Origin of the sequence: Ferrimonas futtsuensis DSM 18154, from assembly GCF_000422645.1 — a bacterium.
In the GTDB taxonomy this organism is placed as follows: Bacteria; Pseudomonadota; Gammaproteobacteria; order Enterobacterales; family Shewanellaceae; genus Ferrimonas; species Ferrimonas futtsuensis.
In genome coordinates this window covers 1-25,713 of the sequence record NZ_AUGL01000022.1, presented here as the reverse complement: position 1 = coordinate 25,713, position 25,713 = coordinate 1, and the positions used below count along the sequence as shown (strand labels likewise).

At 59.6% G+C, this 25,713-nt stretch carries 26 protein-coding genes; 23 read left to right on the top strand and 3 right to left on the bottom strand.

Annotated elements, in window-relative coordinates:
* Nucleotides 1-2 precede the first annotated feature (2 nt).
* The 20 genes from fliM to G505_RS0114225 all read left to right on the top strand — a co-directional run bounded on the left by fliM (nucleotide 3) and on the right by G505_RS0114225 (nucleotide 18,162).
* Entirely contained in the window at nucleotides 3-1,067 is a 1,065-nt protein-coding gene (gene fliM, locus G505_RS0114320; protein WP_028110181.1) for a flagellar motor switch protein FliM, read from the top strand.
* Complete coding sequence (fliN, locus tag G505_RS0114315) at nucleotides 1,060-1,467, top strand: flagellar motor switch protein FliN (protein ID WP_028110180.1); 408 nt, start codon at nucleotides 1,060-1,062, stop codon at nucleotides 1,465-1,467. The genes fliM and fliN overlap by 8 nt, the downstream gene beginning before the upstream one ends.
* Nucleotide 1,468: 1 nt before the next feature.
* Nucleotides 1,469-1,843, top strand: a complete 375-nt coding sequence (gene fliO / locus G505_RS0114310; RefSeq protein WP_051216256.1) for a flagellar biosynthetic protein FliO — start codon at nucleotides 1,469-1,471, stop codon at nucleotides 1,841-1,843.
* 38 nt (nucleotides 1,844-1,881) lie between these two features.
* Nucleotides 1,882-2,592: a flagellar type III secretion system pore protein FliP gene (fliP, locus tag G505_RS0114305; RefSeq protein WP_051216273.1), complete on the top strand. Its 711-nt coding sequence runs from the start codon at nucleotides 1,882-1,884 to the stop codon at nucleotides 2,590-2,592.
* Nucleotides 2,589-2,858 carry a flagellar biosynthesis protein FliQ gene (gene fliQ / locus G505_RS0114300; RefSeq protein WP_028110177.1) on the top strand — a complete coding sequence of 90 codons (270 nt, stop codon included), beginning with the start codon at nucleotides 2,589-2,591 and terminating at the stop codon, nucleotides 2,856-2,858. Before fliP ends, fliQ begins: the two co-directional genes overlap by 4 nt.
* Nucleotides 2,858-3,643: a flagellar biosynthetic protein FliR gene (fliR, locus tag G505_RS0114295; RefSeq protein ID WP_028110176.1), complete on the top strand. Its 786-nt coding sequence runs from the start codon at nucleotides 2,858-2,860 to the stop codon at nucleotides 3,641-3,643. Before fliQ ends, fliR begins: the two co-directional genes overlap by 1 nt.
* Nucleotides 3,643-4,806: a flagellar biosynthesis protein FlhB gene (gene flhB, locus G505_RS21645; protein ID WP_051216253.1), complete on the top strand. Its 1,164-nt coding sequence runs from the start codon at nucleotides 3,643-3,645 to the stop codon at nucleotides 4,804-4,806. The genes fliR and flhB overlap by 1 nt, the downstream gene beginning before the upstream one ends.
* 656 nt (nucleotides 4,807-5,462) lie before the next feature.
* Complete coding sequence (gene flhA / locus G505_RS0114285) at nucleotides 5,463-7,565, top strand: flagellar biosynthesis protein FlhA (protein WP_028110175.1); 2,103 nt, start codon at nucleotides 5,463-5,465, stop codon at nucleotides 7,563-7,565.
* 26 nt (nucleotides 7,566-7,591) lie between these two features.
* Nucleotides 7,592-9,025, top strand: a complete 1,434-nt coding sequence (gene flhF / locus G505_RS0114280; protein WP_028110174.1) for a flagellar biosynthesis GTPase FlhF — start codon at nucleotides 7,592-7,594, stop codon at nucleotides 9,023-9,025.
* Complete coding sequence (locus tag G505_RS0114275) at nucleotides 9,018-9,908, top strand: MinD/ParA family protein (protein ID WP_028110173.1); 891 nt, start codon at nucleotides 9,018-9,020, stop codon at nucleotides 9,906-9,908. The genes flhF and G505_RS0114275 overlap by 8 nt, the downstream gene beginning before the upstream one ends.
* The gene (locus G505_RS0114270; RefSeq protein ID WP_028110172.1) at nucleotides 9,901-10,614 is read left to right on the top strand and encodes an RNA polymerase sigma factor FliA; all 714 of its coding nucleotides are present in this window, start codon (nucleotides 9,901-9,903) and stop codon (nucleotides 10,612-10,614) included. The genes G505_RS0114275 and G505_RS0114270 overlap by 8 nt, the downstream gene beginning before the upstream one ends.
* Before the next feature lie 64 nt (nucleotides 10,615-10,678).
* Complete coding sequence (cheY, locus tag G505_RS0114265; RefSeq protein ID WP_028110171.1) at nucleotides 10,679-11,062, top strand: chemotaxis response regulator CheY; 384 nt, start codon at nucleotides 10,679-10,681, stop codon at nucleotides 11,060-11,062.
* Between the two features lie 18 nt (nucleotides 11,063-11,080).
* The gene (locus G505_RS0114260; protein WP_028110170.1) at nucleotides 11,081-11,806 is read left to right on the top strand and encodes a protein phosphatase CheZ; all 726 of its coding nucleotides are present in this window, start codon (nucleotides 11,081-11,083) and stop codon (nucleotides 11,804-11,806) included.
* A gap of 160 nt (nucleotides 11,807-11,966) precedes the next feature.
* Nucleotides 11,967-14,183, top strand: coding sequence for a chemotaxis protein CheA (locus G505_RS0114255; RefSeq protein WP_028110169.1), 2,217 nt, complete (start codon nucleotides 11,967-11,969; stop codon nucleotides 14,181-14,183).
* Nucleotides 14,184-14,208: 25 nt separating this feature from the next.
* Entirely contained in the window at nucleotides 14,209-15,351 is a 1,143-nt protein-coding gene (locus G505_RS0114250; protein ID WP_028110168.1) for a protein-glutamate methylesterase/protein-glutamine glutaminase, read from the top strand.
* Nucleotides 15,348-15,704, top strand: coding sequence for a hypothetical protein (locus G505_RS0114245; protein WP_028110167.1), 357 nt, complete (start codon nucleotides 15,348-15,350; stop codon nucleotides 15,702-15,704). Before G505_RS0114250 ends, G505_RS0114245 begins: the two co-directional genes overlap by 4 nt.
* A gap of 15 nt (nucleotides 15,705-15,719) precedes the next feature.
* Nucleotides 15,720-16,505 carry a ParA family protein gene (locus G505_RS0114240; protein ID WP_028110166.1) on the top strand — a complete coding sequence of 262 codons (786 nt, stop codon included), beginning with the start codon at nucleotides 15,720-15,722 and terminating at the stop codon, nucleotides 16,503-16,505.
* Nucleotides 16,498-17,256, top strand: coding sequence for a chemotaxis protein CheW (locus G505_RS0114235; protein WP_035385434.1), 759 nt, complete (start codon nucleotides 16,498-16,500; stop codon nucleotides 17,254-17,256). The genes G505_RS0114240 and G505_RS0114235 overlap by 8 nt, the downstream gene beginning before the upstream one ends.
* Nucleotides 17,257-17,260: 4 nt before the next feature.
* Nucleotides 17,261-17,755 (top strand): chemotaxis protein CheW, encoded by a 495-nt coding sequence (locus G505_RS0114230; protein WP_028110164.1) that lies wholly within the window; start codon nucleotides 17,261-17,263, stop codon nucleotides 17,753-17,755.
* Nucleotides 17,752-18,162 carry a DUF2802 domain-containing protein gene (locus G505_RS0114225; protein ID WP_035385433.1) on the top strand — a complete coding sequence of 137 codons (411 nt, stop codon included), beginning with the start codon at nucleotides 17,752-17,754 and terminating at the stop codon, nucleotides 18,160-18,162. Before G505_RS0114230 ends, G505_RS0114225 begins: the two co-directional genes overlap by 4 nt.
* Before the next feature lie 1,094 nt (nucleotides 18,163-19,256).
* Here the strand turns inward: G505_RS0114225 and glmM are convergent.
* The 3 genes from glmM to G505_RS0114210 form a co-directional block, all read right to left on the bottom strand.
* Entirely contained in the window at nucleotides 19,257-20,594 is a 1,338-nt protein-coding gene (gene glmM / locus G505_RS0114220; RefSeq protein ID WP_028110162.1) for a phosphoglucosamine mutase, read from the bottom strand.
* A gap of 182 nt (nucleotides 20,595-20,776) precedes the next feature.
* Nucleotides 20,777-21,844 carry a response regulator gene (locus G505_RS0114215; protein WP_028110161.1) on the bottom strand — a complete coding sequence of 356 codons (1,068 nt, stop codon included), beginning with the start codon at nucleotides 21,842-21,844 and terminating at the stop codon, nucleotides 20,777-20,779.
* 121 nt (nucleotides 21,845-21,965) lie between these two features.
* Nucleotides 21,966-22,727 (bottom strand): MlaA family lipoprotein, encoded by a 762-nt coding sequence (locus G505_RS0114210; protein WP_028110160.1) that lies wholly within the window; start codon nucleotides 22,725-22,727, stop codon nucleotides 21,966-21,968.
* A 487-nt stretch (nucleotides 22,728-23,214) separates the two neighbouring features.
* On the opposite strand from G505_RS0114210, the gene G505_RS0114205 reads away from it, so the two are divergent.
* The 3 genes from G505_RS0114205 to G505_RS21640 all read left to right on the top strand — a co-directional run.
* Nucleotides 23,215-24,138 carry an HIT family protein gene (locus G505_RS0114205; protein WP_028110159.1) on the top strand — a complete coding sequence of 308 codons (924 nt, stop codon included), beginning with the start codon at nucleotides 23,215-23,217 and terminating at the stop codon, nucleotides 24,136-24,138.
* A gap of 3 nt (nucleotides 24,139-24,141) precedes the next feature.
* On the top strand, nucleotides 24,142-24,438 hold the full coding sequence (locus G505_RS0114200) for an EscU/YscU/HrcU family type III secretion system export apparatus switch protein (RefSeq protein WP_028110158.1): 297 nt from the start codon (nucleotides 24,142-24,144) through the stop codon (nucleotides 24,436-24,438).
* A gap of 1,025 nt (nucleotides 24,439-25,463) precedes the next feature.
* The coding region (locus G505_RS21640) for an IS110 family transposase (RefSeq protein WP_035385432.1) at nucleotides 25,464-25,713 on the top strand (250 nt) is incomplete at its 3' end.

The following is a 25,713-nucleotide window of genomic DNA, read 5'->3' as shown; positions in this document are numbered from 1 at the left end:
GAATGAGCGATCTGCTTAGCCAAGACGAAATCGATGCCCTGTTGCACGGGGTAGATGAGGTCGAAGATGAGATAGAGGAGTCTGGCGGTCCCGATGCCAAGACCTATGACTTCTCCTCTCAGGACCGCATCGTGCGTGGGCGCATGCCCACCCTGGAACTGGTGAATGAGCGCTTTGCCCGTCACCTGAGGATCAGCCTGTTCAACCTGATGCGGCGCTCTGCGGAGATCTCCATCAACGGCGTGCAGATGATCAAATTCGGCGAGTACGTGCACACCCTGTTCGTGCCCACCAGCCTGAATATGGTGCGTTTCCGCCCCCTTAAGGGGACGGGACTGATCACCATGGAGGCCCGTCTGGTCTTCATCCTGGTGGACAACTTCTTCGGTGGCGACGGCCGCTTCCAGGCCAAGATCGAGGGGCGCGAATTTACCCCCACCGAAAGACGCATCATCCAGCTGTTGCTGAAAACCGTTTTCGAAGATTACAAAGAGGCCTGGTCTCCGGTGATGGACGTGGAGTTCGAGTATCTGGACTCCGAGGTGAACCCGGCCATGGCCAACATCGTCAGCCCCACCGAGGTGGTGGTGGTCTCCTCCTTCCACATCGAGCTCGATGGCGGTGGCGGGGACTTCCACATCACCCTGCCGTACTCCATGATTGAGCCCATTCGTGAACTGCTGGACGCCGGTGTGCAGTCCGACAAGCAGGACACCGATCAGCGCTGGGGTAAGGCGCTGCAGGAGGAGATCCTGGACGTGCCTGTGGAGTTTTCCGGCACCCTGCTGGAAACCGAGATGTCCCTGAATGACATCATGGAGTTGCAGGTGGGCGACGTCATCCCGGTGGAGATGCCGGAAGAGATGTTGGTCCGGGTGGAGGACCTGCCCACCTTCCGCGGACGCCTGGGGCGCGCCGGCGATCACAAGGCGATTCAGATCACCGAACGCATTCCTCGGCCGGAGAGCTTTAAGTCCGAGCTGCAGTTGATGCAGGGGCGCGGCGGCGGCAATGACATGGCCCATACAATGTTGGAAAAACTGAAAGAGAGCTCAAGCGATGAGTAACGACGACGATCTGTTTAACCAGGACGACCTGGCGGATGAGTGGGCCTCGGCCCTGGCAGAGCAGGATGATGCGGTCCAGCAGGTTGAGCTCGAGGACTTCAATGAGCCAAAGCCCAGCAGCGGCATCAGCGATGATGAGCGCAAAAAACTGGATTCCATCCTGGACATCCCGGTCACCATCTCCATGGAGGTGGGGCGCAGCAGCATCAGCATCCGTAACCTGCTGCAGCTGAACCAGGGCTCCGTGGTGGAGCTGGACCGGGTGGCCGGTGAGCCCCTGGACGTGATGGTGAACGGCACCCTGATTGCCCACGGCGAAGTGGTGGTGGTGAACGAAAAGTTCGGTATCCGCCTGACCGACGTGATCAGCCAAACTGAGCGAATCAAGAAACTCAAATAAGATGCGATTCCTACTATTGCCCCTGTTGCTGCTCAGCCTGCCCGTGGCGGCTGAGCCGGTCTCCTCCGGCGAGCAGCTGGCCACCACCATCGCCACCCTGGTGGGCGTAGTGGCCCTGATACTGGTTCTGGCCCTGGTCGCCCGCAAAATGAACTTGCCCACCAAACTGGTGGGCAAGATTCGTCTTATCGCCAGCCTGCCTCTTGGGACCAAGGAGCGGGTGGCGGTGATCCAGGTGGGTGAGCAGCAGTACCTGATCGGCGTCAGTGCCGGCGGCATCCAGCTGCTGGACAAGCTGGAGAGCCCCATTGAGAGCCCGCAGGGCGGCGACTTCGCCAAGGTGCTCTCCCGGGTGAACAGGGAGTCCAAGTCGTGAAGCGCCTGTTGACCTGGGCAGCCCTGCTGCTGCCGCTGATGATGCCGGCCCTGGCCCTGGCCAATACCGGCATCCCGGCCGTCACCGTGACCACCAACCCGGATGGTACCCAGGACTACAGCGTGTCGCTGCAGATCCTCGGCCTGATGACGGTGCTGACCTTCCTGCCGGCCATGGTGGTACTGATGTCCAGTTTCACCCGCATCATCGTGGTGCTGGCGATTCTGCGTCAGGCCCTGGGCCTGCAGCAAACCCCCTCCAACCAGGTGTTGCTGGGGATGGCGCTGTTCCTGTCGTTGTTCGTGATGACCCCGGTGATGGACCGGGTCTACGAAGATGCGGTGGTGCCCTACATGGAGGAGCAGGTGACCGCAGTGGTGGCCCTGGAGCGGGCCAGTATCCCGGTGAAAGCCTTTATGCTCTCCCAGACCCGGATGTCGGATCTCAACACCTTCATCGAGATCAGCGGCGTGACCGGACTCAACTCGCCTGAGGAGACCCCGCTTCGGGTGCTGATCCCCGCCTTCGTCACCTCCGAGCTCAAGACCGCCTTCCAGATCGGCTTCATGCTGTTTTTGCCCTTTCTGGTGATTGACCTGGTGGTGGCCTCGGTATTGATGGCCATGGGTATGATGATGCTGTCACCGATGATCGTGTCGCTGCCGTTTAAGATCATGCTGTTTGTGCTGGTGGATGGCTGGAGCCTGGTGATGGGCACCCTGGCCACCAGCTTCGGGGTCGGCACATGACCCCGGAAGCCTTCGTCGACCTGTTTCGCCACGCCCTCTATGTGATCCTGATGATGGTCTCCGCCATCATCGTCCCCGGATTGCTCATCGGCCTGGTGGTGGCGGTGTTCCAGGCGGCCACCTCCGTCAACGAACAGACCCTCTCCTTTTTGCCGCGCCTGCTGGTCACCCTGCTGACCCTGGCCTTTCTGGGCCACTGGCTGGTGCGCACCCTGATGGAGTTCACCTTCGAACTGGTGGACAGGATACCCTCGGTGATCGGCTGATGGAGCTGCCACTGGAGGTGATCTTCGACTGGCTCAGGGCCCTGTTGTGGCCGCTGATCCGCATCAGCTCCATGCTGATGGTGATGGTCACCATCGGTGGTTCCTCCACACCGGCCCGGGTGCGAATGGCCCTGTCTGTGGCCATTACCGCCGCGGTGGCCCCGGTGCTGCCACCGCCGCCCCCCATCGAGCTGCTCTCCGCCCAGGCGGTGCTGGTGACCGCCCAGGAGATACTCATCGGCGTCGCCGCCGGCTTTGTCTCCCTGCTGGTGCTGAACACCTTCATTCTGGCGGGGCAGATCATCGGCATGCAGACCTCCCTCGGATTTGCCTCCATGGTGGATCCCAGCAACGGTCAGCAGGTGCCCCTGGTGGGTCAGCTGTTCCTGTTGCTCTCCACCCTGATCTTCTTCCTGGTGGACGGTCATCTGCTGATGATCCGGATGATGGTGGCCAGCTTCTCCACCCTGCCTGTGGGGCAGGGACTGGTGCCGGACAACTTCATGGAGCTGGCAAAGTGGGGCAGCCTGATGTTTGCCGGGGCTCTGACCCTGGCCCTGTCGGCGGCCACCGCCCTGCTGATGATCAACTTCTCCTTCGGGGTGATGACCCGGGCCGCGCCCCAACTGAACATCTTTGCCATCGGTTTCCCGATCACCATGCTCTCCGGCCTGCTGATCCTCTGGCTCTCCCTCTCCGGCTTCATGCCCCACTTCGAGGCGGCCTGGGACAACGGCCAGCAGACCCTCTGCTCCCTGCTCCGACTGCAATGTGAGGTGCGCTGATGGCGGAAAACAGCAGCGACCAGGAAAAAACAGAAGAACCCACGGCGAAACGATTACAGCAGGCCAAGGAGAAGGGCCAGGTTCCCCGATCCAAGGAGCTGGGCACCACCTTCGTACTGGTTGGGGCCGCCATCGCCATGATGATCTTCGGCCAGGCCATGGCCCAGAGCCTCACCTCGGTGGCCACCTCCCTGTTTACCCTCAGTCGTAAGCAGGTGTTTGACGTGGGGGAGATCTCCATGGTGTTCGGTCGCATCCTGTCCGAGGTGGGTCTGCCGGTGCTGGGCTTCGTCCTCTTCCTGACCGTGGCCGCCTTTGTGGGCAACATCCTGCTGGGGGGCATGACCTTCAGCTGGAAGGCGGCGGCGCCGAAAATGAACAAATTCAATCCTCTGAGTGGCTTCAAGCGGATGTTTGGCATTCAGGCGGTGGTGGAGCTGGTGAAGGCGATTGCCAAGTTCTCGGTGGTGGCCCTGGTGGCCTGGATGCTGCTAAGCCTGTATTTCGATGACATCATGTCCATCTCCACCGGCACCCCCTTCGCCGCCATTGCCGGGTCGGTTTCCCTGCTGAATAAGCTGTTTACCTTCCTCTGCTGTTCGCTGCTGATCATCGTCATCATCGACGCCCCCTACCAGCTGTGGAACCACAACAAGCAGCTGAAGATGACCAAGCAGGAGATCAAGGATGAGCACAAGGACAGCGAGGGGCGTCCCGAGGTCAAGGGGCGCATTCGTCAGTTGCAGCGGGAGATGTCCCAGCGGCGGATGATGAGCGAAGTCCCCAAGGCGGACGTGGTGGTGGTCAACCCCACCCACTACTCGGTGGCGCTCAAATATGACAAGGAGCAGGCCAGGGCCCCGCTGGTGGTGGCCAAGGGCTCCGATGAGGTGGCGCTGAAGATCCGGGAGATCGCCCGCGAGTACGAGGTGCCGGTGATCAGCTCCCCCCAGCTGGCCCGTGCCATCTACTACTCCACCAAACTGAAGAAGCAGATCCCGGACGGGCTGTTTACCGCCGTGGCCCAGGTGCTGGCTTACGTGTTCCAGCTGAAGCAGTTCCAGAAGGGCCGTGGCCGGCGGCCCATCCCCCTGCCTGATCGTATGCCGATTCCCGATGAGTTGCAGGTGGATAACGACGGCAACCCCCTGGAGCGGGAGTAGGGCAGTAATCTGTGCCTAGGTTGTTTTAGACTGAGCCACCTTCCTGACCAAAGCCACTGGATCCCGGCCTGCGCCGGCAAGACGATGGTGCCAGTGAGCCTGTTGAGCGTTCGAATAGAAGCGGTTCAGACCACGGCGGCTCCCCCCAGCACAGTCACTCCGGCGCACGCCGGAGCCCAGCGTCTTCTCTGGGGAGATGTCAGGGTTGGCGACAGACACCGGATCCCGGCCTGCGCCGGGAAGACGATGGTGCCAGTGAGCCTGTTGAGCGTTCGAATAGAAGTGGTTCAGGCCACGGCGGCTCCCCCTAGCACAGTCATTTCGGCGAAGGCGGTCGCCCTATCTCGTCATCCAAGCGGTCGCTTTTACATCTATGCCCTTGGCGAAGTAACCACTTACCAACTCGCCATTCACAATGCTGGGCTTTTGCAGGCCTTCTCAGGAAAACTTGATAAAGCGGCCATTTTTCGACGCAGATACCATAGACCCAGGGGATAAGCCAAACTGAAAAGCCAAATGACCATCAAAGGGAGTTATTGAATTGTGGATTTTTTCTACGGTAAATCCACCACTGTAGCGGTTCTGAGGCGGGTTGCTGGTATACTCCTTGCTTATTGGGTAGCATGCCCTCCACGGCGTCAATTTTAAGACGGAAGATGAATCTACAGGCCAGCGCGAACAATCTATTCCAGAAATATGGCATTTACCTGAAAGGGGTGGGAACACCGGTCATGGTTCTGGCGACCCTGGCCATGGTTACCCTGCCCATGCCAGCCCTGCTGCTGGACATGCTGTTCTCCTTCAATATCGCCCTGGCGCTGGTGGTCCTGCTGGTCTCCATCTACACCCTGCGCCCGCTGGATTTTGCCGCCTTTCCCACGGTTCTGTTGATCGCCACCCTGTTGCGGCTGGCGCTGAACGTGGCCTCTACCCGTCTGGTACTGCTCGAGGGCCACAATGGCGGCGACGCCGCCGGTAAGGTGATTGAGGCCTTCGGTTCGGTGGTGATCGGCGGCAACTATGCCGTGGGTCTGGTGGTGTTCACCATCCTGGTGATCATCAACTTCGTGGTGGTGACCAAGGGTGCCGGCCGCATCTCCGAAGTGACCGCTCGCTTTACCCTGGACGCCATGCCCGGTAAGCAGATGGCCATCGATGCCGATCTCAACGCTGGCCTGATCAACCAGGAGCAGGCCAAGCATCGTCGCGAAGAGGTGGCCAAAGAGGCGGACTTCTACGGCGCGATGGACGGTGCCTCCAAATTCGTTAAAGGGGATGCCATCGCCGGCATCCTGATTCTGTTTATCAACATCCTCGGCGGCTTTGTCATCGGCATGGCCCAGCACCAGCTCAGCTTCGGTGAGGCGGTGGAGATCTACACCATGCTCACCATCGGTGACGGCCTGGTGGCACAGATCCCCGGCCTGCTGCTCTCCATCGCCGCCGCCATCATCATCACCCGTCAGAACGAAGCCCAGAAGATGGGCGAGACCCTGATCTCTCAGATGTTCGATGACCCCAAGGTGATGATGGTGACCTCCGGCGTGCTGGTGGTGATGGGCCTGGTGCCGGGGATGCCCAAGCTGGCGTTCCTCGGCTTCGGCCTGACCGGGGCCGGCCTGACCTACTGGAGCTATAAGCGCCGTCAGAAGCAGGCGGCCGACGCGGCCAGGGAGGCGGAGGAGACCGCCGTGGCCCAGCGGGTGGAATCCGACACCAAGGAGCTCTCCTGGGAGGACGTTAACCAGGTGGACACCATCGGTCTGGAGGTGGGCTATCGGCTGATCCCGCTGGTGGATAAAGCTCAGAAAGGGGAGCTGCTGGCGCGCATCAAAGGGGTGCGCAAGAAGCTGTCTCAGGAGCTGGGTTTCCTGGTGCCGGCGGTGCACATCAGAGACAACCTGGACCTGGCGCCCAACGCCTATCGCATCAGCCTGATGGGCGTCGTCGTCGGCGAGGCAGAGATCCGCCACGACTGCGAGCTGGCCATCAACCCCGGTCAGGTATTCGGTCAGTTGGAGGGGCAGACCACCACGGATCCCGCCTTCGGCCTGGAAGCGGTGTGGATCGGTTCCGACCGTCGTGATCACGCCCAGACCCTGGGGTACACCGTGGTGGACGCGGCCACCGTGGTGGCCACCCACCTCAGTCAGCTGCTCACCAACAACGCCTCCCAGCTCTTGGGCTACGAGGAGGTTCAGCAGCTGCTGGATATTCTGGCCAAGGAGTCGCCCAAGCTGGTTGAGGGACTGGTGCCGGACACCCTGTCTCTGGGCATCATCGTCAAGGTGCTGCAGAACATGCTCAATGAAGGGGTGCCGGTGCGGGATGTGCGTACCCTGGTGCAGACCCTGGTGGAGTATGGTCCGAAGAGCAAAGACCCGGATGTGTTGACCGCAGCAGTGCGTATTGCTCTGAAGCGGCTGATTGTTCAGGAGATCAACGGCGCAGAGCCGGAGATACCCGTCATTACTTTGTCTCCTGAGCTGGAACAGATATTGCATCAATCATTACAATCCAGTAACGGCGAGAATACCGGATTGGAGCCTGGTCTGGCGGAGCGGCTGCAACGCTCTCTGTCGGAGATGGCTCAGAAGCAGGAGATGGTGGGTGAACCGGCCGTCCTGCTGACCTCAGGGGTGCTGCGCACCACCCTGAGCCGGTTCGTCAAACACACGATCCCATCCCTGAGGGTGCTGTCCTATCAGGAGATACCGGATGATAAGCAGATTCGAATCGTCCATTCCGTGGGCCAGTAAGCGGTAGGAGTGGGGAGTAACCCAAAGTGAAAATTAAGCGTTTTTTTGCCAAGGATATACGTACTGCACTGGCCGAAGTGAAAGAGACTCTCGGTACCGACGCGGTGATCATGTCCAACAAGAAGGTCAACGGCGGCGTCGAAATTGTGGCGGCGGTGGACTTCGATGACCAGAGTGGCGCCAGTATTCCGACGCCCAGCGTCAGCGCCCCGCGCTCTTCCACCGACCTGGCCGAGGACAGGGTGACCCTAGGGCAACCCCGCCCCAGCCGTCCGGCCCAGCCTCTGCGCACCGAAGCCCGCAGGCCCGCCGCCAGTGAGCCGGGGCCGGGCGACAGCCTCCGTGGCCTGCTGGAGCGCCAGCAGCAGCGGATGAAGCAGCGCGGCTTCGAAGAGGAGCAACCCCGTCAGGCCTCAGGTCGCACTGAAGCCCTGCCGGACTGGGCCAAAGAGGCGTTTGGCAAAAAGGAGCAGCCCAAGAAGGCGCAGCCTGCCCGGGCCAAGGCCCGCCCCGCCGATGTCCGTCCCAGCCAGGGCGCCCAGGAGCTGAAGTCGGTGCGCGAGGAGATGGCCTCCATCCGTCAGCTGCTGGAGCATCAGGTGGCTGGCCTGATGGATCAGGACCTGGCCCGCCGTGAGCCGGTGCGCGCCATGCTGGCGGACAAGCTTCGGGAGAACGGTTTCCACCGCAGTGTGGCAGACCACTTCGCCTCCCTGGTGCCTGAGCACCTGTCGCTGCACGAAGCCCTGGGGCAACTGCCGCGGCTGATCAGTGCCGAGCTGACCCAGGCCACGGAAGAATCACTCAGCCGGGGCGGTGTGATCGCTCTGGTCGGTCCAACTGGCGTGGGCAAAACCACTACTGTAGCGAAATTGGCCGCACGATATGCCGCCCGCTACGGAGTGGATCAAGTTGCGCTGATCACGACCGATAACTACCGTATTGGCGCCAAAGAGCAGTTGGCCACCTATGGCAAGATCATGGGGTGTCCGGTGCGGGCCGCCAGTAACGTGAAAGAGTTGGAAAATGTGCTGTACCAGCTGCGTAGCCGTCGATTGATACTGATCGACACCGCCGGTATGGGGCAGAGAGACATGCGTCTTGTGGAGCAGCTGGATAACCTGGTTGCCGCCACTCGCCTGCCCATTCGCCCCTATCTGGTGCTCTCCTCCACCGCCCAATACCGGGTGCTGAAGGAGACGGTGGAACAGTTCCGCCGCATCGCCCTGGCCGGGTGCATTTTCACCAAGCTCGACGAAGCCCACAGCATCGGCGAAGCCCTCAGTGTACTGATTCAAAATAACCTGCCAATCAGTTACCTTACCGACGGACAGCGTGTTCCCGAGGACCTGAGGATCGCCGAACCCGAGTACCTGGCACGCCGTGCCGTGGTGATCGAGGAGACGCAGGAGTGGGATGAGCCCGTGCAACGACAGAGTGTGGCGGGCAGCTATGAATAGATGGTTTCTGCAGGATCAGGCAAGCGGACTAAGAAAGATGGCACAGCAAAAGCAAAAGATGGTAAAGGTCATCGCGGTAACCGGTGGCAAAGGCGGTGTCGGCAAAACCAATGTCTCCATCAACCTGGCAACCTCTCTGGCCCAGAAGGGGCAGAAGGTGTTGGTTCTGGATGCAGACCTGGGTCTGGCCAACGTGGATGTATTGCTGGGGCTTCGGGTGAAATACAACCTGTCCCACGTGCTGTCCGGTGAGTGCAAGCTGTCCGAGGTTCTGGTGGAGGGCCCGCAAGGGGTGTTCATCGTGCCTGCGGCGTCCGGTACCCAGGCGATGGTGGAGCTGACCCCAGCCCAGCATGCCGGTCTTATCCGGGCCTTCAGCGAGCTGGAGCAGGAGTTCGACGTGCTCATCGTCGATACCGCCGCCGGCATCTCCGAGATGGTGCTCAGCTACTCCCGGGCCGCTCAGGAGGTGGTTGTGGTGGTGTGCGATGAGCCCACCTCCATCACCGACGCCTACGCCCTGATCAAGATTCTCTCGCGGGAGCATGGGGTGTTCCGCTTCCGCATCGTCGCCAACATGGTGCGCAGCCTCCGTGAAGGGATGGAGTTGTTTGCTAAGCTCTCCAAGGTGACGGATCGCTTCCTGGATGTGGCCCTGGAGTTGGTGGCCACCATCCCGTTCGATGAGAACGTACGCAAGTCGGTCCGTAAGCAGCGGGTGGTGGTGGAAGCCTTCCCACGCTCGCCGGCGGCCATCGCCTATCAGGGGCTCTCCAACAAGGTGATGAGCTGGCCGACACCGGACAACCCTGGCGGCCATCTGGAGTTCTTCGTAGAACGCCTGGTCCGCCGCAACATGTATGGAGAAGCGGTTGGTGAATAAGGCGGCGGCCTACACCCAGTTCGATAACCGGGCCTCCCTGGTGGAACGCTATGCCCCCCTGGTGAAGCGCATCGCCCACCACCTGATGGCCCGCTTGCCTGCCAGCGTCCAGTTGGATGACCTGCTCCAGTCGGGGATGGTCGGCCTGCTGGAGGCTTCCCGGAACTTCGACGCCACCAAGGGCGCCAGTTTCGAAACCTTTGCCGGCATCCGCATTCGCGGAGCCATGCTCGATGAAATTCGTCGCGGAGACTGGGTGCCGCGATCGGTTCATCGAAACTACCGACAGGTTACCGACGCCATCAAGGAGCTGGAAAAGCGTCTGGGTCGGGACCCCCGCGACAACGAAGTTGCTGATTATCTAGATATTCCAATCGACGACTACCACCAGATGCTGAATGAAGCCAGCATGGGAAGAATGGTTGGTATTGAAGATCTCGGCGTATCGGTCGATAGCTTTGTTGATGAGGATGCGCCACAACGTAACTTCGAGCAGGTGGCCCAAGAGCGGTTCCAGGAGGCCCTTTCGGCCGCCATCAAGAGCCTTCCTGAAAGGGAAGCCCTTGTTTTGTCGCTCTATTACGACGAAGAACTCAACTTGAAAGAGATAGGTCAGGTCATTGGCGTCAGTGAGTCGCGAGTGAGCCAGATCAACAGTCAGGCAATGATGCGCCTGAAAAGTCGCTTATCAAGTTGGCAACAATAAGTTTTAGATTAATAATGCTCGCTGCAACAGTGGCTCTATGGGGAAACCCCGGTTGGAGGATGTTTTGAACACTAATATGAAGATTCTGATCGTTGATGATTTTTCAACAATGCGTCGGATCATCAAAAACTTGCTGCGCGATCTGGGGTTTAACAACACCTTCGAAGCGGACGACGGCAACACCGCTCTGCCCATGCTGAAAGAGGGTGACTTCGATTTCGTGGTCACCGACTGGAACATGCCGGGCATGCAGGGCATCGACCTGCTGCGCGCCATTCGTGCCGACGCCAACCTCAAGCACCTGCCGGTGCTGATGGTGACTGCGGAAGCCAAGCGTGAGCAGATCGTCATGGCCGCCGAGGCCGGCGTAAACGGGTACGTGGTGAAGCCTTTCACTGCCGCCACGTTGAAAGAGAAGCTCGAAAAGATTTTTGAACGCCTCAACTGATAGTCACTGGGAGCGCATATGCAACAGGACGCTTTGATCTCGTTGGATGATGCCCGTGAACTGGTGACCATGCTGGAACAGGGGCAAGTAGAACAGGCCAATCAACTGATTCAGGTGGTGTCCGCACCGCTGAATCAGCAGCTGTTTGATGAAGTGGGTAAACTGACCCGACAGTTGCATGACGCGCTGAGGGATTTCCAGCTGGACGATCGCATCTCCGATCTGGCCAAGCATGAAATTCCAGACGCAAAAGAGCGACTTAACTACGTTATTGAGATGACGGAGCAAGCCGCTAACCGTACCATGGATGCTCTGGATGAGAGCATGCCCAAGGTGTCCGACCTGCAGAACCGCATCAAGGGGCTGCAACCGGGTTGGAACAAGCTGATGCAGAAACAGATTGAACTGGCTGAGTTCAAGACCCTGTGTCACGAGATGGACGCCTTCATGACCACCTCTGTCAATGACGCAGAGCTGATCAAGGACCACCTCAACCAGGTGCTGATGGCCCAGGATTTCCAGGACCTGACCGGTCAGGTGATTCGCCGGGTGATCGATCTGGTCCGTGAAGTGGAAGAGAATCTGGTGTCCATGCTGACCGTATTTGGTGAGCAGGCGGACGTCAACCGCCAGACTGTGGACAGTGCGGCGGCCGAAGGTCCGGTGGTGAGCTCGGAAAACAAAGCGGAAGTGGTCAATGGCCAGGATGAGGTCGACGATCTGCTTTCCAGCCTCGGTTTCTAGAGCTTGTTGACCTTCGGTGGTGAGAATTTGGCCGCAGTGGATAGCTCGCGGCCTCAGCCAATCACCATTCTGAGCAAGCTCTATGCGTATTTGCTTCGTAACCGTTTAACTTTGGCGCAAAAATGTGCAGCAAAGATCAATAGGCCCTAGGAGTTAGGCGATGGGTTTTGACATAGATGATGAGATTCTGCAGGACTTTTTAGTCGAAGCAGGCGAAATTCTAGAGCTTTTGCAGGAGCAGCTGGTGGAGTTGGAAAACAACCCCACCGACGCGGATCTGCTTAATGCCATTTTCAGGGGATTCCATACCGTTAAGGGTGGCGCGGGCTTCTTGAGCCTGACCCATCTGGTAGACGCCTGTCACGGCGCCGAGAACCTGTTCGATATGTTGCGCAACGGCCAGCTGTCTATGTCGTCGGAGCTGATGGACGTGATCCTTCAGGCTCTGGACACGGTCAACGAGATGTTTGGCTGCGTACAGAACGGCGAAGAGCTGGAGCCTGCAGACCCAGAGCTGCTGGCCACCCTGCACGCCATCACCGATCCCAATACCCCATCGCCTTTCGATGCCCCTGCGGTCGCTGCCGAGCCTGAACCTCAGCCTGAGCCTGTGGTGGAAACTGTCCCCGAGCCTGAGCCGGTCTCACTCAGTGGCGGTGGCATCGACAGCATGACTCAGCCCGAGTTTGAGCACATGATGTCCGGTCTCGACGGCGACGGCGCTCCCCTGCCAGCGCCAGACAGTGCGGCAGCCTCCGCGGCGTCCGACAGCGACGAGATCTCCGACGACGAGTTCGAAAAGCTGCTGGATGATCTCCACGGCAAGGGTAAGTTCAACGGTGAAGTGGCCCAGAAGGCCGAAGCTGAGCCCGAGGCCCCCACCGGTGACCTGATCTCCGACGACGAATTCGAAAAGCTGCTGGACCAGCTCCACGGCAAAGGTGGTGCGCCGGGCAAGGCGGACGCGGTTGCCGCCGCCGTGCCGGAGTCCGATGAGATCACCGACGACGAATTTGAAGCCCTGCTGGACCAGCTTCACGGCAAGGGCAATGCCCCCAAGGCCGTCGCGAGTGCCCCGGCCGCGGCGCCTGCGCCCAAGGCTGCACCGGCGCCCCAGCCTGCCGCTGCGCCAGTGCCTCAGCCTGCCGCGCCGGCAGCCAAAGCCGCGGCCAAGGCCAAGAGCGCCAAGGGACAGGCCGCCTCCAGCGGTGAAACCACGGTGCGTGTGGACACCGCCCGCCTCGACGAGATCATGAACATGGTCGGCGAGCTGGTGCTGGTGCGCAACCGCCTGGTGAACCTGGGCGTGGAGCGCGAAGATGAGGCAATGAGCAAGGCCCTGGCCAACCTCGACCTGGTGACCGCCGACCTTCAGGGGTCGGTGATGAAGACCCGGATGCAGCCGATCAAGAAGGTGTTTGGCCGCTTCCCCCGAGTGGTTCGCGATCTGGCCCGAAGCCTCAGCAAGGACATCTCCCTGACCATGGAAGGGGAGGAGACCGACCTGGATAAGAACCTGGTTGAAGCCCTGTCCGATCCCCTGGTTCACCTGGTGCGTAATGCGGTCGACCACGGCATCGAGATGCCGGACGACCGGGAGGCCGCCGGCAAGCCCCGTCAGGGCAACATTCTGCTGTCCGCCTCTCAGGAGGGGGACCACATCCTGCTGTGCATCCGCGACGACGGTGCCGGCATGGATGCGGAGAAACTCAAGGGGATCGCCATCAATCGCGGCATCCTCGACGAAGACGGCGCCGCTCGCATGAGCGATCAGGAAGCCTATAACCTGATCTTCGCCCCCGGGTTCTCCACCAAGACTGAAATTTCCGACATCTCCGGCCGCGGCGTGGGGATGGACGTAGTAAAAACCCGCATCACCCAGTTGAACGGTTCGGTGTACATCGACTCCCATAAGGGCAAGGGCACCATCCTGGAGATCAAGGTTCCCCTGACTCTGGCGATCATGCCCACCCTGATGGTGGAAGTGGGCAAACAGATTTTTGCCCTGCCGCTCTCCTGCATCAACGAAATCTTCCACCTGGATCTGAGCAAGACCAATGTGGTGGATGGCCAGTTGTCGGTGACCGTGCGAGACAAGGCGATTCCCCTGTTCTATCTCGACAAGTGGCTGTGCCACGGTCCGGGCAGGGTGGAACGCGAAGACCAGGGCCATGTGGTGATCGTCCACATCGGCACCATGCAGGTGGGCTTTGTGGTGGATGGCCTCATCGGCCAGGAGGAGGTGGTGATCAAGCCACTGGGCTCCCTGCTGCACGGCACCCCCGGCATGGCCGGCGCCACCATCACCTCTGACGGTGGCTGTGCCCTGATTCTCGATGTACCTGGACTGCTGAAACAGTACGCCAAGCGTCAGTAGTCATAGGGATGATTGAAGGATAGGTATGTCGATTAAAGTGTTGGTGGTGGACGATTCCAGTTTCTTTCGTCGCCGCGTGTCAGAAATCATTAATGCCGACCCCATGCTGGAAGTGGTCGGCACCGCCTCGAACGGTAAAGAGGCGATAGAACAGGTGCGCCGTCTGCGTCCGCAGGTGGTGACCATGGACATCGAGATGCCGCAGATGAACGGCATCGAAGCGGTGCGCGAGATCATGCGCACCAACCCGGTCCCCGTACTGATGTTCTCCTCCCTCACCTATGAGGGGGCGCGCTCGACCCTGGAGGCCCTGGAAGCCGGTGCCGCCGACTTCCTGCCCAAGCGCTTCGAGGACATCGCCAACGACCGGGCCAACGCCATCGCCCTGTTGCAGCAGCGGGTCAAGGCGATCGCCTCCCGTCGCAGCCTGAGCGCGTCTCGGCCAACGCCTGCGCCGGCGCCGCGATCCACCTCCACGGCTGCCCGCAGCGTGACCCAGCCCAGCACCCAGTTCTCCTCGGCGCGTCCGGCGGCCAGGTCGTCCGCCAGTGAGGTGGGGGCGCCGCGTCTGCCGACCCGCCCATCGGGCAAAGGCTACAAGCTGCTGGCCATCGGCACCTCCACCGGCGGCCCGGTGGCACTGCAGAAGATTCTGACCCAGCTGCCGGCGGACTTTCCCCTGCCTATCGTGCTGGTGCAGCACATGCCTGCGGCTTTTACCCCGGCCTTTGCCCAGCGCCTCGACAGTCTGTGCAAGATCTCGGTGAAAGAGGCTCAGGGCGGTGAGATGCTCAAACCCGGTTGTGCCTATCTGGCACCAGGGGGCAAGCAGATGCTGATCGACGGCAGCAACCGCGCCGCCAAACTCACCATCCGCGACGGCGGTGAACAGCTGAACTACAAGCCCTCCGTGGACGTGACCTTCGGCTCTGCCGCTCGCATCTACAGTGGTGACGTCCTCGGCGTCATCCTCACCGGCATGGGCGCCGACGGCCGCGAAGGCTGTCGCATGCTCAAGCGGGAAGGGGCGCACATCTGGGCCCAGGATGAAGCCAGCTGCGTGGTCTATGGCATGCCTCAGGCGGTGGCCGCCGAGCAGATCTCCATGTACTCCATCCCCCTGGATAAGATGGCGGACTGCATCCTCAAAGAGGTGGGGCGCCGATGAGCTGCGGCCCGGGCTGCAAGTTCAGGGGCTACCTGCTGGCACTGACCGCCAGCGTGGCCCTGATCAGCCTGATGTGGGCGGTGGATAAGCACCACTATGCCGCCGAGCTGCAGCAGCAGCTGGTGAATGAGCAGGCCAAGAGTGCCCAGCAGCAGGAGCAGCTGGAGACTCTGGCCGAAGAACTGCGCCAGTGGCGCCACCTGGAGGAGCAGCGCCGGGAGATCCGTCGCCGCTACCAGGAGGCTCAGGAGAGCGGCGAGTCCGTGGTGCTGGAGACAAACGGCAAGGGTGTCACCACCTTTGCCCAGCCCCATGGCGGGGTAAAGATCACCCGGACACCCGACGTCCGGTAACAGTGGGGTACCTCTTTGCAGGTCTGGACCGTATCCAATCAAAAAGGTGGTGTAGGTAAAACCACCACAGTCATCACCCTGGCCGGGCTTCTGGTGAAGCGCGGCTACCGGGTGCTGGCCGTCGATACCGATCCTCAGGCCTCCCTGGGTTACTACCTGGGCGTGGATCCGGACGAGCTGCCCGGCTCCCTCTATGACCTGTTCCGTGGCCACGATGAGCTGGACCTGCCCATGGTGGAGTCGGTGATCGTGCCCACAGGCACCCCTCAGCTCGACCTGCTGCCTGCCAGCACCGCCCTGGCGACTCTGGATCGTACCCTGGGCACCAAAGATGGTATGGGCCTGATTCTTAAGCGCATCCTCTCCATGGTCGCCCATCGTTATGACGCCGTTCTTATCGATTGCCCCCCGGTGCTCGGAGTATTGATGATCAATGCCCTGGCAGCCTGTGACCGCATCGTGGTTCCGGTACAAACGGAGTTTCTGGCGCTGAAGGGACTGGATAGAATGGTGCGAACCCTGGAGATGGTGGGGCGCTCGAAGGGCACCCGTTATCCCTTCACCATAGTGCCCACCATGTTTGATAAGCGCACCCGGGCCTCGTTGCAGGCACTGACCGCCCTGACTCAGAAATACCCCAGGGATCTGTGGCACTCGGTGATCCCGGTGGACACCCGCTTCCGCGACGCCAGTCAGGCTCACCTGCCGCCGTCCCACTTTGACGCCGGCGCCCGTGGGGTTCAGGCTTACAGTCAGTTGCTGGATGCCTTGCTGGATCAACAGGGGGTGGCCCATGTCTAAAGCCGCCGAAAAGGCGTTGATGGAGTACTTCGACGTGATGCTGACTCCTCCCAAGGAGCAGCTGGATGAGGTACAGAAGGCCAACGTCAGCCGCTTGCTGGAACAGGCGGCGGAGCCGGAAGTGGCTTCGGAGCCTCAGCCTGCCCCCGTGGCGGAAGTGCCCGAGGTGGTGGCCCCTTCAATCGTGGTTGAAGAGACGATTGAAGCAACACAACATTCTGAGGTGGCCGAACCCGAGATAGAATCGGAGCTGGCCACCGAAACAGCGCCCCCCTCCATTGACAATTGGCGGGAGGAGCTGGATGAGGAGTTCCAGTGCCTCTACTTCGAAGTGGCCGGCTTGGTGATCGCCGTCCCTTTGCTTACACTGGGTGGTATTAAAAGACTGGGCAAACTGAACCACCTTCCCGGCAGTCCCGATTGGGTGCTGGGGGTGCAACTGGATGCCCAGGATGGAAAACTCAACGTGGTGGACAGCGGCCGCTGGTTCCTGTCTGACCGACCACAGAGTGACGCCGACGAGTGCGACTACAAGTTTGTAGTGTGCCTGGGGGAGACCCCCTGGTCCCTGGCTTGTGAGTCCCTGTTGGATGCGGAGCCGCTGCTCAAGTCCGAAGTGAACTGGCAGTCGTCATCGAAGCGTCCATGGCTTGCCGGTATCGTACGGGATAAGAAGTGTGTGGTGCTCGATGTCCCTGAGCTGACCCGCATGCTGGATGCTGGTTTGGATATTACCGTTAAGGAGTCCTGATAGGATGAGTGAATTACGCGCAGCGGTGGGTGAGTCCACCGAAGGTGAAGACAAGGTGCTGCAATGGGTCACCTTCCGCCTGGATAACGAAACCTATGGTGTGAATGTGATGCAGGTGCGCGAGGTGCTGCGTTTCAGCGACATCGCCCCTGTGCCTGGCGCGCCTCACTACGTTCTGGGGATCATCAACCTGCGTGGCAACGTGGTCACCGTGATCGATACCCGTGCCCGCTTTGCCCTGCCTCAGGCGGATGTGACCGATACCACTCGTATCGTCATCATCGAGACCGAGAATCAGGTGGTGGGCATCCTGGTCGACAGCGTGGCCGAGGTGGTGTACCTCAAGTCCTCCGAGATCGATACCGCGCCCAACGTGGGTACCGAGGAGAGCGCCAAGTTCATCCAGGGCGTGAGCCACCGCGATGACGAGCTGCTGATCCTGGTAGACCTCAACAAGCTGTTGACCGACGAAGAGTGGCAGGAGATCGCTGGACTGTGATCGAACTGATCCTCGCTGCGGCAGCCGCAGCCGTTTCCCTGGCTGCACTGCTGTACGCCTGGACGTGTCACCGTAAGATCAAAGGGGTTGAACGTAAGCAGGATGCCCTGTCACTGCTTCTCAAGGAAGCGGAACGGCAGAGGGACGGCCTGCGCCGGGAACTCAATGAGCTGCGCAGCGGCGCCCTGGGCGTTGGCCGTAAGGTCAAGGGCCTGGAGGAGCAGCTGGCACACACCCAGGCTCGTCAGGACGAGATGTCCCATAACGACCCTGACGCCCGCCTCTACAGCCGCGCCATGAAGATGGTGGAGCTGGGAGCCGGCGTCGACGAGATCGTCAAAGAGTGCGAAATCCCCATGGCAGAGGCCCAGCTATTGGTCACCCTGCACAAGGCGCCCAAATCCTAGAGGCGGTAATACCGAATCCAAAAGCGGAGCCCAGGCTCCGCTTTTTTGTGCTTGTATTGAAGCGCTCTGGGAATTCAGGCGCACAATGGCCTTAAGCCACTGGGCTCCGGCGTGCGCCGGAGTGACTGTGCAGGGGGGAGCTGTGGAGGTCTGAATTGACTCGGTGCCAGAGGTTTCTGTTGCACGACCTCCCGGTAAACATCTTGGCTTGCTACAAAGAACTAAATCATACTCTCGCACAATGTCTTCCCGGCGGACGCCGGGATCCAGCGTCTTTCATGAACCCAAGCATTGTACGGGCAAAGCCACTGGGCTCCGGCGTGCGCCGGAGTGACCGTGCTAGGGGAGAGTGCAGAGTACTGAAGTGTTTCAGTGCGACCCTGCAGCCACGCATGCGGATTGCTACAAAGTACCCAACCTGCTCCATCGCACAATGTCTTCCCGGCGCAGGCCGGGATCCAGCGTCTTTCAATCGCAGGTCTGGCGTCAAAGCACGTCTCCAGCCTACCCGCACAATCGTGAATCTCTAGGGGCTGTGCCAGATACAGTGCAAGCAAAGCCACTGGGCTCCGGCGTGCGCCGGAGTGACCGTGCTGGGGGAGACTGCGGAGGTTTGAATCAACTCGGTGCTAGCCAGAGGTTTTTATTCCACGACCTCTCGGTAAACACCTTGGCCAACTACAACGCACGTCCCATTCCATGCGCACAATGTCTTCCCGGCGAAGGCCGGGATCCAGCGTCTTTCAGTCGCAGGTCTGGCGTCAAAGCACGCCTCCAGCCTACCCGCACAATCGTGAATCTCTAGGGGCTATGCCAGATACAGTGCAAGCAAAGCCACTGGGCTCCGGCGTGCGCCGGAGTGACTGTGCAGGGGGGAGCTGTGGAGGTCTGAATCAACTCGGTGCTAGCCTGAAGTTTCTATTGCACGACCTCTCGGTCAACAACTTGGCTAACTACAACGCACTCCACATTCCACCCGCACAATGTCTTCCCGGCGCAGGCCGGGATCCAGTGTCTTTCCCTAGAGCATTGAAGCAGAAATCAAAAAAGCTCCCACAAGGGAGCTTTTTGAAGACAAGGGTAAAGCTGGTGTCTTAAGCGCCTTCAGCCCGGATGACGTCGGCGATGGACTCGGCCAGTTGCTGTACCTGAGTTTGGTCTTCGCCTTCCACCATGACCCGGATAAGAGGCTCGGTGCCGGACTTGCGCAGCAGCACTCGGCCTCGGCCAGCCAGAGCGGTTTCTGCATCAACCACGGCTTGTTTAACGGTTTCGGCTTCCAGCGGCGCATTCTCACCGGAGAACTTCACGTTAACCAATACTTGAGGCAGCAAGGTCATCCCTCCTCGCGCTTCACCCAGGGTTTTGCCGGTGTCGGCCAGAACCTGAAGTACCTGCAGGGCGGCGATGATGCCATCTCCGGTGCTGGAGTGTTCCAAGGAGAGGATGTGGCCGGAGTTTTCACCGCCGAGAGACCAGCCTTTCTCTTTAAGCATCTCTACCACGTAGCGGTCACCCACTTTGGCGCGGGCGAAGGGCACGCTCATCTCGTTGAGGGCCAGTTCCAGACCCATATTGGCCATCAGGGTGCCGACCACGCCACCAAAGGCGATGTTCTTCTCTTTCCAGTGCTTGGCCAGGATATAAAGAATCACGTCTCCATCAAGCACACTGCCATCAGCATCCACCATCATTACTCGGTCGCCGTCGCCATCGAAGGCGATACCGTAATCGGCCCGAACTTCGACAACCTTCTTACGCAGCGCGGCAAGGTGGGTGGCCCCGCAGTGGTCGTTGATGTTGGTGCCATTGGGTTCATTACAGATGGTAATGACTTCTGCGCCCAGCTCGTTGAATACCGGCGGGGCCACGTGGTAGGTGGCGCCATTGGCACAGTCGAGCACGATACGCTGGCCCTTAAGGCTGAACTCGCGACTGAAGGAGGCTTTGCAGTATTCAATGTAGCGGCCGGCTGCGTCGCCGATGCGGCTGGCCTTACCAAGGTGCTCGGAGGCCACGCAGTCCATCTCTTTGTCCAGCCAGGACTCAATCTCCAATTCAATCTCGTCGTTGAGCTTGGTGCCATCGGCGGAGAAGAACTTGATGCCGTTGTCCTGGTATGCATTGTGGGATGCACTGATGACAACGCCGGCCTCACTGCGGAAGGTGCGGGTCAGGTAGGCAACAGCTGGTGTTGGCATGGGGCCTAGAAAAGCGACGTCTACACCGGCCGCTGCGAATCCCGCTTCCATGGCGGACTCCAGCATATAGCCGGAGATGCGGGTATCTTTGCCGATGAGTACCCGGCTGCTGCCCTTGCTGGCCAAGACCTTACCGGCTGCCCAGCCAAGCTTCATTGCAAAATCTGGGGTGATGGGGTATTTCCCCACCAGGCCGCGAACACCATCGGTGCCAAAATACTTTCTAGACATAGTCAAACTCTTCGCTGCTGTCCCGCCACTGGGGGCTCCGCGCTATTAGCACAGTGCGCTGTATACCTGTGAGTTCAATAGGGGGCGTTGATTTTTGGGGTGGCCCTGCTTCTGAAGGAAGCAGGGCATTTCACTGGGGGAAGATATTACAGAAAAGAGGCGCACATTGACAGTTAGCCGCGTCACTCCACCTGCAGATAGCCGCCCTCTATCAGCGCTTCCTGGAAGCCGGGGTATTCATCGTTGAGCAGTTGTTTGCGCAGGCTGGAGTTGCCGCCAAAGAGCACCAGTTGGCTGTCGGGTTCCAGAGTACGGGTGACGGCGGCGCACATCAGTGGCGAGTCCAGCAGGGAGCGGCCTGAACGCAGCATGATGGGGGTCAGGTGCTGGTTCTGGCGGACATAGCCCTTAATCTCGCTGCCCACCAGTGCCAGGGACAGTTTGCGCTCCTCGCTTTGATAGGTGTAGAAGCCAATCTGTATTGGCACCTTCAGTCCCGAGGCGGCCACTTCGTGGGCCAGGGTGTTGAGTATCACCTCGGCGTGCAGGGCGATCTGCTGGTCCTGACGACGGCGGCGACGCAGGCCATTGAGGTAGGTCTGCAGCATCAGGCTGACGAAGGCCACCTGCTCGTCTTCGGCAGGGATGTAGGCCACAAAACCGGCGACGGTGTCGTCGGTCAGTTGAGTGTGGCTGACAAACCACTTGGCGATGAGCCCCTTGCTGTAGACACCATAGCGGGTGAGGGCACCGGCCTGGGTCAGTTTGGGGTCCTGGAAGATCAGTTGCTGGGAGAGGATGGCCACACCAGGGTCGGAGAAGACGTCCATATTGATTTCGGACAGTTCCCCCTTGAGGCTGCCACGGCGATCATCCTTGGGGGTGACCGCATCTTCGATGGTGGTGCCCAGCTCGGCCAGATCATGGATGGGCTTTTCGAAGCTGGCCACGATGAACGGGTAGCGAGAGCGGACCTGGGTGGTCAGCAGGGTCTTGCTGGAGATCAGCACCAGCGGTGGAGGCTCATCGATTTCGCCCATGGAGCGCAGCAGGCCGACGCCATCCATGCCCGGCAGATTCAGATCCATCAGGATAATGTCCGGGCGACGACCAATCACCTTCCCCAGTGCCTGGCCGGCGGTTTCGGCCAGGTCCACGGTCAACCCCAGTGATTGCAGGTATTCCGTCAATCTGCCGGAAACGGCAGCGTCGCCCTCAACCAGCAGGGCTCTAACAGAGCTTAACGTCATTGTTGTTATCCTTGGCACCGCTGGCGCGGTGTCCGACCCATGAGTTTAGGGCGGCCCGTTGTCCGCCCCCAAGGATGGCTTTCCTGGCCGCATCTATTGCAGCTCTAAATGTAGTTAGGACTTACTCAATTTCGTCGAGATACTCTTCCAGCAGCTCGTCATCGTCCTCTTCAATGGGCGGATTACCATCGTACAGATTGTAGGCAATATACTGGTAATAACCCTCTTTCACAAACACATATGGGTCAAGAGAGTTGTCCAGAATTGGCTCCTGGTCCACCAGTTTGGCTCGGGTGGCCAGGCCATCCAGCGCCCAGCGACCGGCCTTTTGCCAGAAGGTCAGGTTGGCGTAGGGGAAGTAGAGATCATCCACATAATCACCCACCTCGTCGCGGACCGTTGACGGACCCAACACAGGAAGCATCAGGTAGGGGCCGTCTGGCACTCCGTAGAAGCCCAGCACCTCTCCAAACTCATCCTGTTTGCGTTCCAGCCCCATTTCTCGGGCCACATCAAACACCCCGGCAATGCCCAGGGTGGTGTTGATGACAAAGCGCCCGGCGGCATTGGCCGACCAGACGACCTTACCCTGCAGCAGGTTGTTGACGGTACTCGAGGGCTCATCAAGGTTCTTGAGGAAGTTCTCAACGCCGATACGTGCGCCTTCGGGAACCCAGTCGATGTAGAAGTAGGTCACCGGGCGGTAGAGGTTCTTATCGAGCACGTTGTAGTTGAAGTCCCAGATCCAGCGGTTGACCGATTCGAAGGGATCGCGGGGGTCTTTATACTCAACATCGGCCATATCCTGATCAGGCTCTACTGCCTGGGCAGGTGCAATGAACAGAGCAGTCGCGGCCAACCACAGTGGCAGGCAGCGTCTCAAAACGGTTCCTTTGCGTTTAAGAAAGTTGTTCAATCGTCGATATCCTAGTTAAGGTGCAGTCACACTCTGTGGCTGTCTCCCTCTGCGGGTACAGCACCTGAACGATTTTATCCCTAGGCTGCGCTAGCTTACAGGGTACAAAAGGAACCTATTGAGTTCCTTCTGGAGTTATAAGTATATGGCCATTATGCCAGCCGCGCCCGTTGGGGCGGCGGCGAACGCGACATCGGGGCAAACCCAATCATCTCTGCTGGCTACGGTTCAGTCGCAGTCTGGCGGGCTGCTGAACCTGAAGCTGGGCAGTCAGATGTTGTCGCTGGAGTCACAGGCACATCTGCCTGCGGGGGCCATGGTGGCACTAAAGCGTTTCGGGCGCCAATCGTACCAGGTCCGTACTTTAACACTGGTGCAGAACTTAACAAACTCCAGTGTATTTAAAAATATCGAACAGGGTGTTTCTAAAAATTCATCAAAGTTGATGGAGTTGATGATTAACAGCCGTGGACAACTGGTTCCCAAGGGCGGTGGCAAGCCCATCGCCGAGGGCCTGTCCGGCCAGCAGCCCGGCCCAATTCTGGGGCGGGTAGAGACCCAGGAGGGTAAGCCCTCACTCGCTCTTTATCGCCCGGGTGATGTGAAAAACCTGTCCATTCCTACCAATACTCAGGCGGCCAGTCCTGTGCAGGTGATGTCCCAGTCCCTGTCGCCGGGCCTGCGGGAGCTGCTGGGTGCCCGACCCGAGCTGGCCCCGATACTGGCGGCACTGGGTAGGCGCATTGGTGACGCCCAAGAGCAGACCACCCTCAACTCACTGGCCAAGCTGGCGGACCCCTCCATGCTGCGCGCCCTAATGGGCAGCTCTCCCCTGGCCAGTGGGCCGGCGCTGCCACTGCTGCTGAAGTTGTGGTATCAGCTTCAGGGAAGGCCGGGGCAGGGCAGCAGCACCCTCAGTGCTCTGCCGGATGATCTCAAGGCGCTGCTGGGGGGCAAGGTCGCGGAGATGTTGACCGGGGCCTCGGAGTTTCACCGCCACAGCCAGGCGGATGGCGACAACCTGATCCTCTACTACGCGTTGCCCTATGAGCAGGAGCGGGTGCAAAGAGAGCTGCAGTTGGCCCTGGCTCGCTACAAGGAGAAACAGGGGGAGTTCTGGCTGCTGACCTTACGGTTTGAACTGTCACTGGGGGATCTGTTGGTAAGGGCTCGCTATCAGGATGAGTCGCTGCAGCTGGCGATGGTCAGCGACAGCCGCGCCCTGGCTCATCAGGTGGATGAGCGTATAGAAGCCTTGGGTGAGCGCCTGACCCACCAGGGATTGTCTGCCACCTTCAGCCGTTGCCAGGTGGGCGAGGTGCCGGACTCCATTGCCCAGCCCGCCCGCAAAATGACCTACGGCGCCATGGGGAGGTAAACGATGAGTGACAAGAAGGCGGTTGCCCTCCAGTACGACCAGAAAACCGCGCCCAAGGTCATCGCCAGCGGCGAGGGCGCCCAGGCGTACGACATCGAACAGGCCGCCCTGGAAGCCGGCATTTTGGTGCACGAGGACCAGCAGCTGGCGGAGGTGCTCTCCAAGCTGGAGGTGGGCCAGGAAGTGCCCCCGGCACTCTACGTGGTGGTGGCCGAGCTCATCGCCTACGCCTACATGCTGGAAGGCAAATTCCCCGAGCAGTGGACCAACATCCACAACAAAATCGACTTCAAGGTGTAGCGTCCTGAGAAATAGGCCCTATCTTACAAATTCTTACGAAATCACTTCCTTATATTGTTATTGCCCACACCACTTATAACTGCTTGGGGAATTCCCTTGAGCCATTCCAGGGCACTTAGATAAACAACAAATAATTGAGTGGTGATTCCGGCTTTATTTGAACAGCTGGGCAGCAATAATTAGTTAACTGTCCAAGTTAACTATTTCGCACAATCGCCGGAGTGACTGTATTTAGGAGGGGGGACTGAGTATTAATAGTGCTTCAGAGCGAACCTGCAGTTAGGCGCTGAGTAGCTACAGACTATCTATCCTGCTTCATCGCACAATCGTCTTCCCGGCGAAGGCCGGGATCCAGTGTCTTTCAGATTGTAGTAATCGTGCGAGCCAAGCCACTGGGCTCCGGCCTTCGCCGGAGTGACTGTGCAAGAGGGCAGGTACTCATTACTAAAGTGCTTCAGCACGAACCTGTCGCTACGCACGGAGAAGCTTCAGAGTATCTATGCTGCTTCATCGCACAATCGTCTTCCCGGCGCACGCCGAGATCCAGCGTCTTTCAAACTCACATCAAGCCATAACGCAGGGGCCAGCAACGAAGCGCTTTCCCCTCCATAACCACAGTCGTCACCCTGACGAAGGTCAGGGTTCAGTGTCTTTCGCGAATTTAAGCACGGTGCGAACCAAGCCACTGGGCTCCGGCCTTCGCCGGAGTGACTGTGCAAGAGGGCAGGTACTCAGTACTAAAGTGCTTCAGCACGAACCTGTCGCTACGCACGGAGTAGCTTCAGAGTACCTATGCTGCTTCATAGCACAATCGTCTTCCCGGCGCACGCCGAGATCCAGCGTCTTTCAAACTCACATCAAGTCATAACGCAGGGGCCAGCAACGAAGTGCTTTACCTTCCTCCCGCACAGTCGTCACCCTGACGAAGGTCAGGGTCCAGTGATGTGATGGACGCCCCCCTACGATACGGCGTCAAATGCGCCAGAATTAAGTTGCACAACATAATTCAGAGAGGAGCGTCCATCATGTCTATTAAAGCCATTGGAATTGATTTAGCCAAGAGTGTTTTTCAGGTTTGCGTTCTGCTGGAGGATGGCTCCATCCTTTGGAACCGCAAGATCAAAAGAGAAAAGCTGCTTCACACACTCCTTGAATTTCCAACGGGTACGCTGGTGGCCATGGAGTCTTGTGCTCGTTCTCACTATTGGGGAAGGCGGCTTCAGCAGGCTGGTTACCAGGTAAAGCTCATCCCAGCACAACATGTAAAACCCATGG

What these genes read in the sequence shown, in the direction of transcription:
- fliM (WP_028110181.1), top strand. Translation starts at nt 3, where the DNA reads ATGAGCGATCTGCTTAGCCAAGACGAAATCGATGCCCTGTTGCACGGG.
- fliN (WP_028110180.1), top strand. Translation starts at nt 1,060, where the DNA reads ATGAGTAACGACGACGATCTGTTTAACCAGGACGACCTGGCGGATGAG.
- fliO (WP_051216256.1), top strand. Translation starts at nt 1,469, where the DNA reads ATGCGATTCCTACTATTGCCCCTGTTGCTGCTCAGCCTGCCCGTGGCG.
- fliP (WP_051216273.1), top strand. Translation starts at nt 1,882, where the DNA reads ATGATGCCGGCCCTGGCCCTGGCCAATACCGGCATCCCGGCCGTCACC.
- fliQ (WP_028110177.1), top strand. Translation starts at nt 2,589, where the DNA reads ATGACCCCGGAAGCCTTCGTCGACCTGTTTCGCCACGCCCTCTATGTG.
- fliR (WP_028110176.1), top strand. Translation starts at nt 2,858, where the DNA reads ATGGAGCTGCCACTGGAGGTGATCTTCGACTGGCTCAGGGCCCTGTTG.
- flhB (WP_051216253.1), top strand. Translation starts at nt 3,643, where the DNA reads ATGGCGGAAAACAGCAGCGACCAGGAAAAAACAGAAGAACCCACGGCG.
- flhA (WP_028110175.1), top strand. Translation starts at nt 5,463, where the DNA reads ATGAATCTACAGGCCAGCGCGAACAATCTATTCCAGAAATATGGCATT.
- G505_RS0114275 (WP_028110173.1), top strand. Translation starts at nt 9,018, where the DNA reads ATGAATAGATGGTTTCTGCAGGATCAGGCAAGCGGACTAAGAAAGATG.
- G505_RS0114260 (WP_028110170.1), top strand. Translation starts at nt 11,081, where the DNA reads ATGCAACAGGACGCTTTGATCTCGTTGGATGATGCCCGTGAACTGGTG.
- G505_RS0114255 (WP_028110169.1), top strand. Translation starts at nt 11,967, where the DNA reads ATGGGTTTTGACATAGATGATGAGATTCTGCAGGACTTTTTAGTCGAA.
- G505_RS0114250 (WP_028110168.1), top strand. Translation starts at nt 14,209, where the DNA reads ATGTCGATTAAAGTGTTGGTGGTGGACGATTCCAGTTTCTTTCGTCGC.
- G505_RS0114245 (WP_028110167.1), top strand. Translation starts at nt 15,348, where the DNA reads ATGAGCTGCGGCCCGGGCTGCAAGTTCAGGGGCTACCTGCTGGCACTG.
- G505_RS0114235 (WP_035385434.1), top strand. Translation starts at nt 16,498, where the DNA reads ATGTCTAAAGCCGCCGAAAAGGCGTTGATGGAGTACTTCGACGTGATG.
- G505_RS0114230 (WP_028110164.1), top strand. Translation starts at nt 17,261, where the DNA reads ATGAGTGAATTACGCGCAGCGGTGGGTGAGTCCACCGAAGGTGAAGAC.
- glmM (WP_028110162.1), bottom strand. Translation starts at nt 20,594, where the DNA reads ATGTCTAGAAAGTATTTTGGCACCGATGGTGTTCGCGGCCTGGTGGGG.
- G505_RS0114215 (WP_028110161.1), bottom strand. Translation starts at nt 21,844, where the DNA reads ATGACGTTAAGCTCTGTTAGAGCCCTGCTGGTTGAGGGCGACGCTGCC.
- G505_RS0114205 (WP_028110159.1), top strand. Translation starts at nt 23,215, where the DNA reads ATGATTAACAGCCGTGGACAACTGGTTCCCAAGGGCGGTGGCAAGCCC.
- G505_RS0114200 (WP_028110158.1), top strand. Translation starts at nt 24,142, where the DNA reads ATGAGTGACAAGAAGGCGGTTGCCCTCCAGTACGACCAGAAAACCGCG.